A 13,645-nucleotide genomic window follows, 5' to 3' on the forward strand; every position below is an offset into this window, starting at 1 on the left:
AGTCCGAGAGGCCCGGGGGGTGGCCGTGATGCCGGAGAAGTACGCGGAAGGCGCGGGCTCCGCCGACCGATGGCCGCACGGCACCCTCCTGGCGGAGCTGGCCGGCTCCCCGGATGCCGCGAAGACCTTGCTCTCGCTGGGGACTCCACGCCTGTACGAACCGGGCGAGATCCTGCTGGCCGAGGGGCTGCACGAGACCTTCGTCCTGTTGCTGCTGAGCGGTGTCACCAAGGTCACCGCGGTCACGGAGAACGGCGACATCGCACTGCTGGCCGTCCGGCTCGGCGGGGATCTGGTGGGAGAGTTCGCGGCCTTCGACAACCGCCCCAGGTCGGCCACGGTCACCGCCGCGAGCGCGGTGGCCGCCCGCCGCATCGGGCAACAGGACTTCCTCGGCTGCCTCGACCGCTGGCCCGCCACCGCCCTCGCGGTCAGCCGGATGCTGGTGCGCAAGAACCGGTGGTCGGTGCGGCGCCGGGGCGACTTCAGCGGCTGTCCGGTGGCGACCCGGGTCGCCCGGGTGCTCGTCGACCTGGTCGAGGACTACGGGCAGCCCTCGCGCGGCCACGTCCTGATCGGGCCGCGGCTCACCCAGGCGGAGATCGCCGGACTGGTCGGCGCCAAGGAACGCCGCGTGCACCACGTGCTCGGGGCACTGGCCGGGCAAGGAGTCATCCGGGTCGGCTACAGCCGGGTGACAGTCCTGTCCCCGGCCGGACTGCGCCACGCCGCCCGTCTGACGGAGCCGGGCGACTGACAAGAGGTGCCCACCGCATAGGAAATGATGGGGAGTCAGGAACGTGGGGGACGAGCGCACGGAGTACGAGGAACAGGACGGCGGCGTGCAGGCTGCCACCCCGGATCACGACAACCGGGCCCATGACCACCGGGCCCACGACGACGTACTGGCGACCACGGATCTGTTCGCCGTCGACGGTGCGGTGTCCAAGGGGAGTCAGCCCGTCCGCGACCGGATCGGCGGTGCTTCCCTGGGGCGCCCTCTCGGCTATGCCCTTCCGGGGGCGGACCTCGCCGGGGCGGCCGACGGCGGTGCCGCGGCAGCCGCCACGCACCGCGACATCCTGCTCTGCTTCCCCTTCGACCTGGAGGAACTGCCGGACGGACGCGGCTACCAGCAGGTGACCGTCACCGTCCGGCTCGATGGCGCGACGCACGCCCTCGCCCTGCATCCGGCCCCCGGTACCACCGGTGCCGACGGCACGGAGGTTGCCGCGTTCGGACTCGGCAGCAGCAGGCTCCGCTGGACCTTCCGGGCCCCGGGACGCAGCGGCGCGCTCCGCCCCGACGGCCGCTGGGCACAGGCCGTCGTACGCCTGCCGGGAACCGCGGCCGAGGTGTCCGGCCGACTGAGCCTGACCACGGTCACCGTGCAGCCCATGCTCGGCGGGACCTTTCTGCGCAGGGAGGCGGAAACCCCGTACGACACACCGTTCCGGCTCCAGGTGGCCGAGATCTGGCCGGCCGCCACCCCGCCGGCGCGACTCGGGGCCCTCCCCGGCGCCTGGGCGCTCTCCGCATACGAGGACGGCGCCGCTGCGGACGGCGAGGAGCGCCCGGACGGCGAGGAACTGCCGCCTGGCCTGCGGCGGCTCTGCCTCGCCGTCGACATCGAGAAGTACAGCGCGCGTGACAACGCCGACATGGTCCGGTTGCAGCGCGTCCTGCTGCGAACCCTGCGCGCCGCCTGCGAACAGGCGGGCATCGAGTGGCGGCGCTGCGGCCGGCAGGCCCAGGGCGACGGCTATCTGCTCGTGCTGGAGCCCGGCATCGACGAGACACGGGTCGTGCCGGGGCTTCTGGACGGCCTGGCCGCGGGACTGGCCGTGGCCAATACGCCGGCCGCAGCCCCGGACAGGACGAAACCCGGTGGGCGAGTCGCGGACGCGGGGGCCCCCGGCAGAATCCGTATGCGAGCCAGCCTGCACCAGGGCATCGTCCATGAGGCGGACAGCGGCTACGCGGGTTCCGCCGTGGTTGCCCTCTTCCGCGTCCTCGACTCCGCTCCCGTACGCGGTGCCCTCGCCGAAACCCACTCCACCCACCTGGTGGTCGCCTTCTCCGACGCGCTGTACCAGGATCTGGTCGCCACCGGTTACGAGGGCCTGCACGCCACCGGATTCCGGCGGGTGGAGATCCATGTCGAGGCCAAGAGCTTCACCGGCGTGGCGTGGATCCGCGCGGTGCACCCCTCGCCCGGAGGATGACCGACGCGGGAAAGCGATGTCGGCCGCCGGAACTGTGGGCATACGGCCGGCCTCCGGCTCGGCGGTCGGTCTCCGTGTGGTCCTCGGGTGCCCGGCCCGGGAGACCGACTCGGCTGCCTGGCCGGGCGGGCCCACGGCCACCACGGTCTCGACCGGCCCGCCGTGGCGATAGTGCAGTACGCATGGGGACCGCGCCACCGGGACCGGTCGGTCGTCGGTTCCTCAGGTCGGCTGGACCGTGCCGGTCATCAAGGAGGCGGTCACCGCGTGCGCCGGGGACGTGAATATCTGCTGGGTGGGCCCCGATTCGACGGCCCGGCCGGCGGACAGGACGAGGAGGCTGTCGGTACGGCTCGCGACGAGACGCAGGTCGTGGCTGATCAGGATCAGCGCGAGGCCGCGACTGTCCTGTAGGCCCTCGAGCAGGTCCATGATCGCACCGGCGGTAGGTGCGTCGAGGGCAGAGGTCACTTCGTCGCAGACAAGTACATCTGGGTCCGCCGCCAGTGCTCTGGCTATGGAGGCGCGTTGGCGCTGGCCGCCGGAGAGTTCGTGCGGGTAGCGGTCCGCGAAGTTTGCCGGGAGGCCGACGTGTTCCAGGAGTTCCAGGACGCGCGCCGGGACCTGCTCGCGGTCGGCGCGCCGGTGCAGGCGCAGCGGGCGGCCGATCGCGGCGCCGACCGTACGGCTCGGGTTGAGGGTGCCCAGCGGATCCTGCGGTACGAGTTGGACGCGTCGGCGCTGTTCGCGGGTACGGCCGTGGGCCGAGGGGGTGAGGCGTACTCCGTCGAGAGTGACCGTGCCGCCGCTGGGACGGTGGAGTCCGACGATGGCGCGCACCAGGGTCGTCTTCCCCGAGCCGGAGGCACCGACGATGCCCGTGCTGGATCCGGCGACAACGGCGAGGTCGACGTCTTGAAGGACGGGGATGCGGCGCCCGCGTTGCACGAAGTCCGCGTGCAGTCCGGACACTTCGAGCGTGGGACCGCCTTCGGGAAGGCGCCGGTCGACCGTGCGCGGGGCGGGTGTCGGTGCGGTCGCGCCTCGGGTCAGATCCACGACGTCGTCCGCGAACCGGGCGACCAGGTCCGCGTCGTGGCAGGACAGTGCGACGGCGAGCTGGTGATCGACCGCCAGATGCCGCAGGAGCTCCGCGATCTCGTCGCGCAGCGCCGGGTCGAGGCCGGCGGTGGGTTCGTCGAGGAGCAGGACGGCCGGATGGCGGGCCAGTGCCCTGGCCAGAGCCACGCGCCGCTGCTGGCCACCGGAGAGCTCTTTGGAGCGACGTCCCACGAAGCCGTTGTCCGTGGGCAGCTGGACCTCGGCGAGCAGGGCACGTACCGCCTCGGGGCTGCGGTCCACGGCGACTTCGCCGAGAAGGCGGCGTATCTTCATCCGGGGGTTGAGGCCGGAGCCCGGGTCCTGTCCGAGGTAGGCGAGGCGGTGGCGGCGCAGCGCGCGCAGCTCTGCTGAGCCCAGCGACAGCACGTCCTGGCCGAGGACCTCGACACCACCGGCTGTTCGCCGCGCGCCCGGCGGCAGGACACCGGCCACGGCTCGGAGCAGCGTGGTCTTGCCGCAGCCGGAGGGGCCGGTGAGCGCGGTGACGCGCCCTGGGCGGACCTCCAGGCTGCCGCCCTCCAGCAGAAGACGGCCGTCCTGGGCGGCGACGGTCAGATCCGTGACGCTCACCGCTGCTTCGGAGGACGGGACTTGACCCTCGGGGTACCAGTGGGGCATGTGGTTCACAGCGCGGTCACCGCTTTCCGGCCGGTCTGCGGGACGAGTGCCGAGGCCGCCAGGTTGACGCTCATGGCCAGGAGGCCGATGGCGATACTGGGAGCCAGCACGGCCCATGGGTTGAGGACGATCCCACCCGCGTTCTCACGGATCATCAGCGCCCAGTCGGCGGCGGGTGGTTGGGGGCCCACCTGCAGGAATCCCGCGGTCGCCACGACATAGACGGCGGCGACGAAGCGCAGCCCGAAGAGTGCCAGCAAGGTGGCGCGCAGGTTGGGCAGGACTTCGCGCACCACGAGATGCCACAGCCGCTCGCCACCGACCGCGGACGCCTCGACGTAGCCCGAAGCGGCGACAGGCGCCGCCGCGCCGGCGACGAGCCGCACGGCATAGGGCACGCCCATGACGACGGCGGCGGCGATCACGGCGAACCGGCCGCCGCCCGGCCAGGACAGGGCGACCAGGAGGATGCCCAGCACGGCGGGCAGCAGCATGAGGACGTCGGCGGAGCGCTCGACGATCCGCCCGACGGCCGGACGCAGGGCTCCGACCGCCCCGAGCAGAGCGGCCGCCGCGGTGACGAGGACGGCCACGAGGAGGGAGGTGGCAATGAGTTCACGACCTCCGGCGAGGAGTCGGGTGAGCACATCCCGTCCGAGCTGGTCGCCCCCGAGGGGTGTTCCTCCGCCCGGCTCGGCGTACGGAGCGGTGACCGGGGCGTCGATGGTGTGCGGGGCGAGCCACGGCCCGGCGACGGCGAGGGCGATGAGCAGGAGCGCGGGCAGGATGCGCAGGGCGACGGCTTGTCGTGGGCGGTGGCGTACGGCCCGTTCGGGGACGGTCATATGCGGCCTCCGGAAGCCCAGGCCCGTACGACATCGGCGAGCAGGAGTACGCCGGTGATGACGGCCCCTGTGACGGCGACGACGCCTGCGACGACCGGACTGTCCCGGTCGGTCACGGCCCCTGCCAGCACCGAGCCGATACCCGGGTAGTTGAAGATGGTCTCCACCACGACGGCACCGCCCAGCAGCATGCCGGTCGAGGTGGCGATGCCCGCCGCGATGGTGGGCGTCGCCCCGGGCAGCAGATGGTGAATGAGGACGCGGTGCCGCGGCAGTCCGTCGATGACCGCGGTCTCTACATGCGGTGCCTTGGCCTCGTCGGCAAGGGCGGCGCGCACGATGCGGGTGTTCCAGCCGATCTGCGGGATCGACAGGGCCAGTACGGGCAGAACGAGCATCTGCCAGGAGGCGGGCGAGCCGTCGGCATCGGTGAGAGTGACGGCGGGGAGCCAGTCGGTCCACAGCGCGAAGACCAGGACGAGGGCGACGGCGACGACGAATTCGGGCAGCGCGAGGACGCCGGTGGCCGTGGCCGAGACGGCTCGGTCGGCTTTGCCGCCGGGCTTGAGTGCCGCCCAGCAGCCCAGTGTGAGCGAGACGGCGAGCGTCGTCAGCAGGGCAAGACCGCCGAGGAGAAGGGTGTTGGGGAAGGGGCGGGACAGCAGGTCGGCGACGGACTCGCCGCGGGCGGAGGTGCCGAGATCGCCGACGGGCAGGCCGGTCATCCAGTCGGTGAAGCGGGTGAGGACGGGACGGTCGAGGCCGAGCAGCTCGCGTCGCTGTGCGAGATCGGTCGCGCTCTCGCCGCGTTCCGAGGTCGCGTTGGCCGCGTCGCCGGGCAGCAGTTCGACGGCGGCGAAAACGGTGGCGAGCAGTACGGCGAGCAGCAGGGCCCGGCGGGCGAGCAGGCCGCCCAGCCGGAGGACCCAGGACAGCACGGGCCGGGTCGGCCGGAGTTCTTCTCCTGGGGCCGACCCGGTCGCGGACTGCGTCGCCGGACTGCTCAGCGAGCCAGCCATGCCCGCTCGAGCTGCACGCGTCCGTAGCCGGGCAGAGTGGGCAGGCCGTGCACCGCGGTTGCGGCCAGGTCGATGCCGTCGGCCACACCCCACAACAGGTAGCCGGACGCGTCGTGTTCGATCTGCTGAAGGCCGCGCAGCACCTTGGCGCGTGCGGCCGCGTCCTTGGTACCGATGGTCTTGCGGTACGCCGCGTCGAACGCGGTGTTCTTCCAGCCGGCTTCGTTCTGGCCGGAGTCGGAGACCATCGTCTTGCTGGCCAGGAAGACCACGGAGTCGTTGGTGCCCCAGTACGTCGTGTAGAGGTCGCCCTTGAGCCAGGTCTTGTCCCAGAACGTGGCGGACTCCTGCTTGACCACCTCGATCTTCACGCCGGCCTCGCGGACCTGGGTGGCGAACAGGGTCGCCGACTCGGCGAGGCCGGAGATGTCCTCGGTGGTCACCAGCTTGTACGTCTTGGAGGTGTCGAAGCCCGCCTCCTTGAGCAGCGACTTGGCCTTGGCGAGGTCACGGACGCGCTGGGGGATGTCCTTGGCGTAGGCGGGGTCTCCGGTGCCGAGGATGTCGTTGCCGACGGTGCCGTAACCGGACAGCACCTGCTTGACCATGGCCTCACGGTCCACGGCGAGCCGCAGCGCCTCGCGCACCTTCGGGTCCGCGAACGGGCCGGACGCGGTGCGCATGACGATCGGCATCGCCATGTCGTTGGGGCGCCGGATGATCTGGATGTCCTTGCGCCTCGCGGCCGTACGGGCCGCGACCGCGCCTACGTTGGAGGCGACATCGATCTGCCCGGCGAGCAGGGCGTTGGCCATCGACTGCGGGGATTCGAAGATCTTGACCTCGATGGCGTCGAGGAGAACCTCACCGCCGTGCCAGTCCTCGTTGCGTACGAGACGGGCATTGCCGGAGCGGAACCACTCCAGCTTGAAGGGGCCGGTGCCGGGTGCCTTCTCGATCTCCTTGTCCTTGGTGTCCTTCTTGAGCACGAAGGTCGTCAGACGGGTGAGCAGAGGCAGTTCGGCGTTGGCGTAGTCGGAGACCAGGACGACGGTGCCCGGGCCGTCGGCCTTGATGTTCTCGGCCTTGATACCGGGCAGCCGGGAGGCGCCGGAAGGAGTGCCGCGCAGCCGGCGAAGCGACCAGACGACGTCGTCGGCGGTGACCGGGGTGCCGTCGTGGAACTTCGCGCCCTTGGCGATGGTGAAGCGCCAGGTCTTCAGGTCGTCCGACGCCTGCCAGCCGGAGGCCAGCCGGGGGGCCGTGTTGGTCTTGGCGCCCGGGGTGGTGAGGGTGTCGTGGACGAGCGAGATGATCAGGTAGTCGCTCTCGTTGGCCTGTGTGCCGTGCGGGTCCCTGGTGATGGCCGAAGCGCGGCCGAGCGCGCCGACCCGGAGGGTGCCGCCCTTCTTCGGCTTCGTGCCCGCGGCGTTGGCCTTGGCCGAGGTGTCCCCGTCCCCTGAGCAAGCGGCAAGCAGTGCCGCCGCGCCTATCGCTCCGCCGGCCCACAGCACTTGACGCCTGTTGAAGTCCACGTACGTCCTCGATCCACGTTCAGAGTAATTAGGATGTGCTTAGGTTTGCCTATCCTAATGACAAACGCTTCCGCAAGTCCCCGGACCCCTGGTGGACACATGAGCGAATAGTGCGGAGCCTGCCGCCTGAGGCGAACTGCTCGCCATGGGGCGTGACTTGAGAGATTGTCGGACCGGGGGCGGTAGAGTAAGGTTTGGCTTACCTAAGTAAGCTGATAGTGTTTCGAGTCGCCGACAACCCCCAGCCCCTTCAGCCGCTGCACAAGCGGCTTCTCAGGCCTGCCCGTTGCACAACCGCGGCTCCGGTCGCGGGTGACGCCAGGTGTCCCAGCAGGTTCGACCACCCCTGCCATCCGACGGAAACGGACTACTTCGCCATGAGCACGGCAGCCGCACCTGTCCGCCAGCTCGACGCCCACGCAGTGGGCGAACTCCGCCAGGCCGCAGAGAAAATACTTGCCGAATTCGGCACGTCTGCCACATCTCCCCAGCTCCTCGAGCGGGTTGCGCAGAGCGCCGGCGAGTTCAGTGACGCCCTTCGCCACCACTGCCGCCCCGTCGACACCGCCGACGGACTGTTCGTCCTGCGGGGCCTCGAGGTCGACGACGAAGCCGTAGGCCGTACGCCTTCGGGCTGGGCCACCGCCGGCGACAGCGGGGCGGTCCACGACATCGCGCTGCTGCTGCTCGCCACCGTGATGGGCAACCCCATCGCCTGGGAGGGCCAGCAGGACGGCCGGTTCGTCCATAACATCGTTCCCTCGCCCGGGCACGAGAGAGCGCAGACCGGCGCCAGCAGCACGGTGCTCCTCAGCCCCCACACCGAGGACGCCTTCCACCCCGGCCGTGCGCATCTGCTGATGCTCGGCTGCATGCGCAATCACGACAACATCGCCACCACCGCCGCCAGCATCCGCAGGACCCGCCTGGCGGACGAGGACTTCGACATTCTGACGCGGCCCGCGCTGCCGATCCTCCCCGACGACGCCTACGCCGAAGCACAGGGCTACGCCGACCAGGCACCTCCCGCGGTGCCCACCCTGTTCGCGACCGAGGAGGGCATGACACTGCGCTTCGACCCGGCTTACACGCCCGTGGAAGACGCCGACGAGACCTACCGGGCTGCCTACCGGCGCCTGGAGGCCGAACTGGCCCGCGTATCGGTCGCGGTCAGCCTCAGTCCGGGCGAGGTTCTCGTCGTCGACAACGACCTCGTGGTCCACGGCCGGGTGCCCTTCCAGGCCCGCTACGACGGAACCGACCGGTGGCTCAAGCGGGCCTCCATCCGTGTCCCCGGGCGGCACAGCCGCCCTCCGGCCGAAGCCGAAGAGCACGGCTACGGCCAGGCCGCCCTCGAAGCGCACGTCGGCTGAACACCCGCCCACGGACCGGAGGAACACCATGACCGACACCTCGCCCGCCGCCGGCGCCCCCGTATCCGGGGACGACAAGCACCTGCGGATCCTTTCGACCACCGACCTGGCCGGGATCGACATATCCCTGGCCGACGTGGTCGCCACCGTGGAGGACGCCTACCGCACCCTCCACGCCGGTCAGTCCGACAACCCCCGGAAGCTGACCGTCAAGCCGGCGGACGGACACTCGGTCTCGTACGCGATGCTGGGCCGGGACGGCTCCCGCAACGTCGTCGCGATCAAGACCTCCTACAAGCACGGCCTGGACAAGGGCCGCGAGGAGCAGCACTACTACACGTCGCTCACCCTCTACGACGATGTCACCGGCCTGCCGGTGGCCATGATGGACTGCTCCCGCATCGGCTCCCTGCGCACCCCGGCCGTGTCCGCGCTGCTGGCCCGCGAATGCGCGGCCCCCGGCGCCCGCAGTGCGCTGGTCATCGGCACCGGGACTCAGGGCCGCCTCGCTCTGCCGTTCCTGCTCACCACGCTCCCGGACCTCGACCGGCTGATGCTGTTCGGCTCCCACGCCGAGGGCATCACCGCGGTCCGCGAGCAACTGCGCACGTACTTCCCGGAGCGGGAGTTGGAGATCGTCACCGATCTGCGGGCCGCGGCCGCGGACGCCGACGTCATCGTCGCCACGGCCGGAGGGCACACATCTGCCGCCGTCGAGGCGGGCTGGCTGGGGCCCGGCGCGCTGTCCATCCTGGTCGGCCACGGTCTTGCCCCCTCGACCCTCCACCAGGCCGACCGTGTCATCGCCACGAGCGAGGCGCAGATGAACGTCACCGGTACCGACATGGCCGATGCCGACGGCAAACTCCCGGCAGTCGACAGCGAGTTCCCGCCCGTGATCGCGGGCGTCGTGGCAGGCCGCCACTCGGCCGAGGAGCGGATCTTCGCCTACAACAGCGGCCTGGTCGTCACCGATATCGCCCTCGGCCACCGCTTCGCGCAGCTCGCGCTGGCTCAGGGCCTGGGCACCGAGGTACCGCTGTGGCAGTGAACGACACCGGTCTGCCGACCCTGCCCGCGCTGCCGGACACCGCCACCGACGCGGTTCTGGCCAGCGGGCTCGTCGAGGAACTCTCGTACGCCTTCGGCGGCCCCTTCCACTTCCTGCTGCCCGACGCCTTCGACACCAATCTGGAAGCGATGCGGGCCGCCTTGGAGGAAGCGGGCGTCGACGGTGTCGTCTACTACGCGAAGAAGGCCAACAAGGCCGCGGTGTGGATCGAACGGTGCGCGGCCGGCGACGCGGGCGTCGATGTGGCATCCCTCGGTGAGTTGCGTGAGGCCCTGGGACACGGCGTGCGCGGGGAGAACATCGTCGTCACCGGCCCGGCCAAGGGGCAGGACCTGCTGACCCTGGCGGTGCAGCAGGGGGCGCTGATCGCCGTTGACGCGCTCGACGAACTCGACAACCTCATCTCGGCCGCTCTGGCCGGCAGGGTGCGCCCGGCCCGGCTGCTGCTGCGCTGTCTGCCGCCGGCCCAGCCGCACAGCCGCTTCGGCATGAACGACGCCGAACTGGCCATCGCCATGGACCACTGCGTGCGTGCGGGCGATGCCGTACGCATGGAGGGGTTCAGCTTCCATCTGTCCGGCTATGCCGTCCAGCCGCGCGCCGACCTCGCCGGACACCTGGTCGAACTGTGTCTCAAGGCCCGAGTCCTGGGCCTGGAGGCGAGTCGGATCAGCATCGGCGGGGGCCTGGCGGTCAGCTACACGGACGCCGACTCCTGGCACACCTTCCTCGGCGAACAGAACAGTGGCCACTACCACGCGGGCAAGTCGTTCAGCACCGGCGACTTCTACCCGTATCACTCGCCGGCCGCCGGAGCCGGGGCGCTGCGAGCGCTGCTCGCCGCGCGGCCCGAGGGACACGGCGAGAGCCTCGCCGAGCTGCTGAGGGAAGCGGGTGTCGTCGTGCTGATGGAGCCCGGCCGGGCTCTGCTCGACCGGGCGGGCGCGACCGTGTTCAGGATCCAGGGCGTCAAGGACCGCGACGGCTATCAGCTCCTGACCGTCGACGGCACCAGCCTGAGCCTGTCCGAGCAGTGGTTCAACAGTGAGTACCTGCCCGACCCGTACCTGCTCTCCCGGAGCCCGGACGCCTCAACAGGCATGTACCCGGCCGCTGTCGGAGCCGCGACCTGCCTCGAGTCGGACATGCTCACCTGGCGGAAGATCCCTTTCCCCCGACAGCCGCGCACCGGTGACCTGCTGGTCTACCCCAACACGGCCGGCTACCAGATGGACTCCAACGAGTCGCCCTTCCACGACCTGGCCCTTCCGCCGAAGGTCGTCATCGACCACACCGAGCGCCCGCGCCCGCGCTGGCGGCTGGACCGTCACTTCGGCTGACCCCTGAGCCGTCTCACCACCGAACCCCCTCACAGGAGCATTCGATGCCCGGAGCACTTCAGCGCCCCGCCGTGGTCTCCCGCGTGTCCGACCTCATCGGCTACACCCCGCTGCTCGAACTGGCCGCCACAGAGACCGGCAGCCGTCTGCTGCTGAAGCTGGAGATGTTCAACCCCACCGGCACCGCGAAGATCCGCATGGCCCGCCAGATGGTCACCGATGCCGAGGACCGGGGCGAGCTGCGGCCCGGCGGCCGCATCATCGAGTCCACTTCGGGCAACACCGGCCTCGGACTCGCCGTCATCGCCGCTGAACGCGGCTACACCTTCACGGCCGTGGTCGACCACCATGCCTGCACCGACAAGCTGCGCGGCATGAAGGCCCTGGGTACCGAACTCGTCTACGTCGTCGACGACGGCACCGAGGAGCTGGCCACCGCTGCCCGCGAAGAGCTGGCCGAGGACATGGCCCGGGGGCAGGACAACACCATCTTCACCGAGCAGCACAACAACCCCAGCAACGGCGTCGGCTACTTCCCTGTCGCCCATGAACTGAACGAGGCCCTCGACGGCCGTATCGATGTCCTGATCGGCGCGGTCGGCACCGGCGGGGCCCTGTGCGGCACCACCCGCGAACTGCGCAAGCTCATACCCGACTTCTCCACCATCGGGGTCGAGCCCAAGGGGTCGATCGCGTTCGGCGGCCCGGCCCACGACTACTACCAGTCCGGCACCGGCACCCCCGAGGGCGCCGAGATCGGCGCGCTGGTCGACTTCGGCCTCATCGACGAGGGCGTCAAGGTCGGCGACGTCGAAGCGTTCGCCACCTGCCGCGCCGTCGCCCGCACCGGACTCCTCATCGGCGGCTCCGCGGGCGGTGTCGTCCACGAGGCGCTGACCCGGCTGTCCTCACTTCCCCCGGGCACGACTATGGTCGCGCTCGTGAACGACGGCGGCGAGAAGTACATGGACACCGTCTTCAACGACGAGTGGATGCACGCCCGCGACCTCCTCGACCCCGATGCGGAACGGGAAATCGACGAGCTCCTCACCAAACTCCGCAGGAACCGATAGCCCCCATGCTGACCACTCTGCTCCGCGACAGCCGCGCGCTGGCCACCCTCGCCGTACCGCTGATCCTCACCCAGCTCGCGCAGGTCGCCCTGACCACCACCGACACCGTGATGATGGGCCTGCTCGGCACCCGGGAACTGGCGGCCGGCGGCCTGGCCATCGTCATCTTCAACCAGTTGCGCACCATGGGCGTCGGACTGGTCACTTCCGTCGGCAACCAGATAGCCGCTGCCGCCGCCCGCGCCGAGCAGGCCGCGGCCACCGCCGGAAAGGACGCAGAAGACGGCGGGGCGGCCGACGAGGAGGTCCGGGCGATCGTCCGCGCGAGCCTGGCCGTGGCCACTCTCGCCGGTATCGCCGGAGCGATCCTCATGATCCTCATCGGCCCCGCCCTGACCTGGCTCGGGCAGGACTCCGCCGTCGTCGAACGCACCCGGACCATGCTGATGGCCCTGGCTCCCGGTCTGCTGCCCTGCCTGTGGTTCCAGGCCATCCGCCAGTTCACGGTCGGCATGCGGCGCCCACAGGCCCTGCTGCAGATCACCATCGCGTCCATCGCCGTCAACGCGGGCCTGAACTGGGTCCTCATCCACGGCACATGGGGGCTGCCGCGTCTCGGCCTGACCGGCATCGGCATCGCGACCTCCACCGTTTACCTCCTGTCCTTCCTCGCTCTGTACATCTCGGCGAAGAGGGACAGCGAGCTGGCGCCGCTGCTCACTCTGAACGTGGCCAAGGCCGACCGGGCCACCGTCAGGCGGCTCATCGGTCTCGGCGTGCCGATCGCGGCCACATACGGCTCGGAGGCGGGGTTCTTCTCCATCACCGCGCTGATGGCCGGATCCTTCGGGCCCGCCGCGCTGGCCGCGCACACCGCCGTCAACCAGCTCGTCTACATCGTCTTCCAGGTAGCCGTCGGCCTCTCCCACGCCGCATCCATCAATGTCAGCCGCGAATTCGCCCTCGGCCGCCACGACGACGCACGGCGCATCAAGAACACCGCACTCGCCTGCGCCGGCGCCGTCATGACCGTCGTCGGCATCGCCTACCTGGCGGTGCCCGGACTCGTCCTGCGGCCCTTCCTCGACTCCGGCTCCGACCAGGCACTCACCATCGCCACCCAACTGCTCATGGTCACCGCCCTCCTGCAGTTCTTCGACTGCGCGCAGAACATCGGCGTCGGGCTCCTCCGCGGTCTCGACGACACCAAGAGCGGCTTCCGTATCACCCTCATCGGCTACTGGGCCGTGGGGCTCCCGGCGTCGTGGCTCCTCGCCTACCCCCTGGGCGTCGACACCCTCGGCATCTGGCTCGGCCTGCTCACCGGCCTGGCCACCACCGCAGTACTCCTGCTGCGCCGGTACAACCAAGCACTGGGCAGCCGCAGGAGTGAGCCCGTCCCGGCCTGAGCGAACCCGCCGTG

11 protein-coding genes are annotated in these 13,645 nt (G+C 70.6%); 7 read left to right on the top strand and 4 right to left on the bottom strand.

Annotated features, from left to right (window positions below; translation table 11 throughout):
• The first annotated feature begins 28 nt into the window (after positions 1–28).
• A complete protein-coding gene (locus tag ACWDZ6_RS17285; protein WP_451503529.1) occupies positions 29–757 on the top strand; it encodes a Crp/Fnr family transcriptional regulator in 729 nt (242 codons plus the stop codon).
• Between the two features lie 43 nt (positions 758–800).
• Positions 801–2,225 (top strand): hypothetical protein, encoded by a 1,425-nt coding sequence (locus tag ACWDZ6_RS17290; RefSeq protein ID WP_451503530.1) that lies wholly within the window; start codon positions 801–803, stop codon positions 2,223–2,225.
• A gap of 222 nt (positions 2,226–2,447) precedes the next feature.
• On the opposite strand, the gene ACWDZ6_RS17295 is transcribed toward ACWDZ6_RS17290, so the two are convergent.
• From ACWDZ6_RS17295 to ACWDZ6_RS17310, 4 genes are read right to left on the bottom strand one after another with little or no spacing between them, the layout of a single operon-like run.
• Positions 2,448–3,974, bottom strand: a complete 1,527-nt coding sequence (locus ACWDZ6_RS17295) for an ABC transporter ATP-binding protein (protein ID WP_451503531.1) — start codon at positions 3,972–3,974, stop codon at positions 2,448–2,450.
• Positions 3,971–4,810 (bottom strand): ABC transporter permease, encoded by an 840-nt coding sequence (locus ACWDZ6_RS17300; RefSeq protein ID WP_451503532.1) that lies wholly within the window; start codon positions 4,808–4,810, stop codon positions 3,971–3,973. Before ACWDZ6_RS17300 ends, ACWDZ6_RS17295 begins: the two co-directional genes overlap by 4 nt.
• The gene (locus tag ACWDZ6_RS17305) at positions 4,807–5,829 is read right to left on the bottom strand and encodes an ABC transporter permease (RefSeq protein WP_451503533.1); all 1,023 of its coding nucleotides are present in this window, start codon (positions 5,827–5,829) and stop codon (positions 4,807–4,809) included. The genes ACWDZ6_RS17300 and ACWDZ6_RS17305 overlap by 4 nt, the downstream gene beginning before the upstream one ends.
• The gene (locus ACWDZ6_RS17310; protein WP_451503534.1) at positions 5,814–7,364 is read right to left on the bottom strand and encodes an ABC transporter substrate-binding protein; all 1,551 of its coding nucleotides are present in this window, start codon (positions 7,362–7,364) and stop codon (positions 5,814–5,816) included. Before ACWDZ6_RS17310 ends, ACWDZ6_RS17305 begins: the two co-directional genes overlap by 16 nt.
• A 377-nt stretch (positions 7,365–7,741) precedes the next feature.
• On the opposite strand from ACWDZ6_RS17310, the gene ACWDZ6_RS17315 reads away from it, so the two are divergent.
• Genes ACWDZ6_RS17315 through ACWDZ6_RS17335 form a run of 5 tightly spaced genes read left to right on the top strand, consistent with a single transcriptional unit; the run spans position 7,742 to position 13,631 of the window.
• Positions 7,742–8,737: a TauD/TfdA family dioxygenase gene (locus tag ACWDZ6_RS17315; RefSeq protein WP_451503535.1), complete on the top strand. Its 996-nt coding sequence runs from the start codon at positions 7,742–7,744 to the stop codon at positions 8,735–8,737.
• 28 nt (positions 8,738–8,765) lie between these two features.
• Complete coding sequence (locus ACWDZ6_RS17320) at positions 8,766–9,788, top strand: ornithine cyclodeaminase family protein (RefSeq protein WP_366729762.1); 1,023 nt, start codon at positions 8,766–8,768, stop codon at positions 9,786–9,788.
• Positions 9,779–11,149, top strand: a complete 1,371-nt coding sequence (locus ACWDZ6_RS17325; protein WP_451503536.1) for a Y4yA family PLP-dependent enzyme — start codon at positions 9,779–9,781, stop codon at positions 11,147–11,149. The genes ACWDZ6_RS17320 and ACWDZ6_RS17325 overlap by 10 nt, the downstream gene beginning before the upstream one ends.
• A gap of 44 nt (positions 11,150–11,193) precedes the next feature.
• On the top strand, positions 11,194–12,222 hold the full coding sequence (locus ACWDZ6_RS17330) for a cysteine synthase family protein (protein ID WP_451503537.1): 1,029 nt from the start codon (positions 11,194–11,196) through the stop codon (positions 12,220–12,222).
• A 5-nt stretch (positions 12,223–12,227) separates the two neighbouring features.
• Positions 12,228–13,631, top strand: coding sequence for an MATE family efflux transporter (locus tag ACWDZ6_RS17335; RefSeq protein ID WP_451503538.1), 1,404 nt, complete (start codon positions 12,228–12,230; stop codon positions 13,629–13,631).
• The last annotated feature ends 14 nt before the right edge of the window (positions 13,632–13,645 follow it).

The organism is Streptomyces sp. NPDC002926, assembly GCF_053591755.1.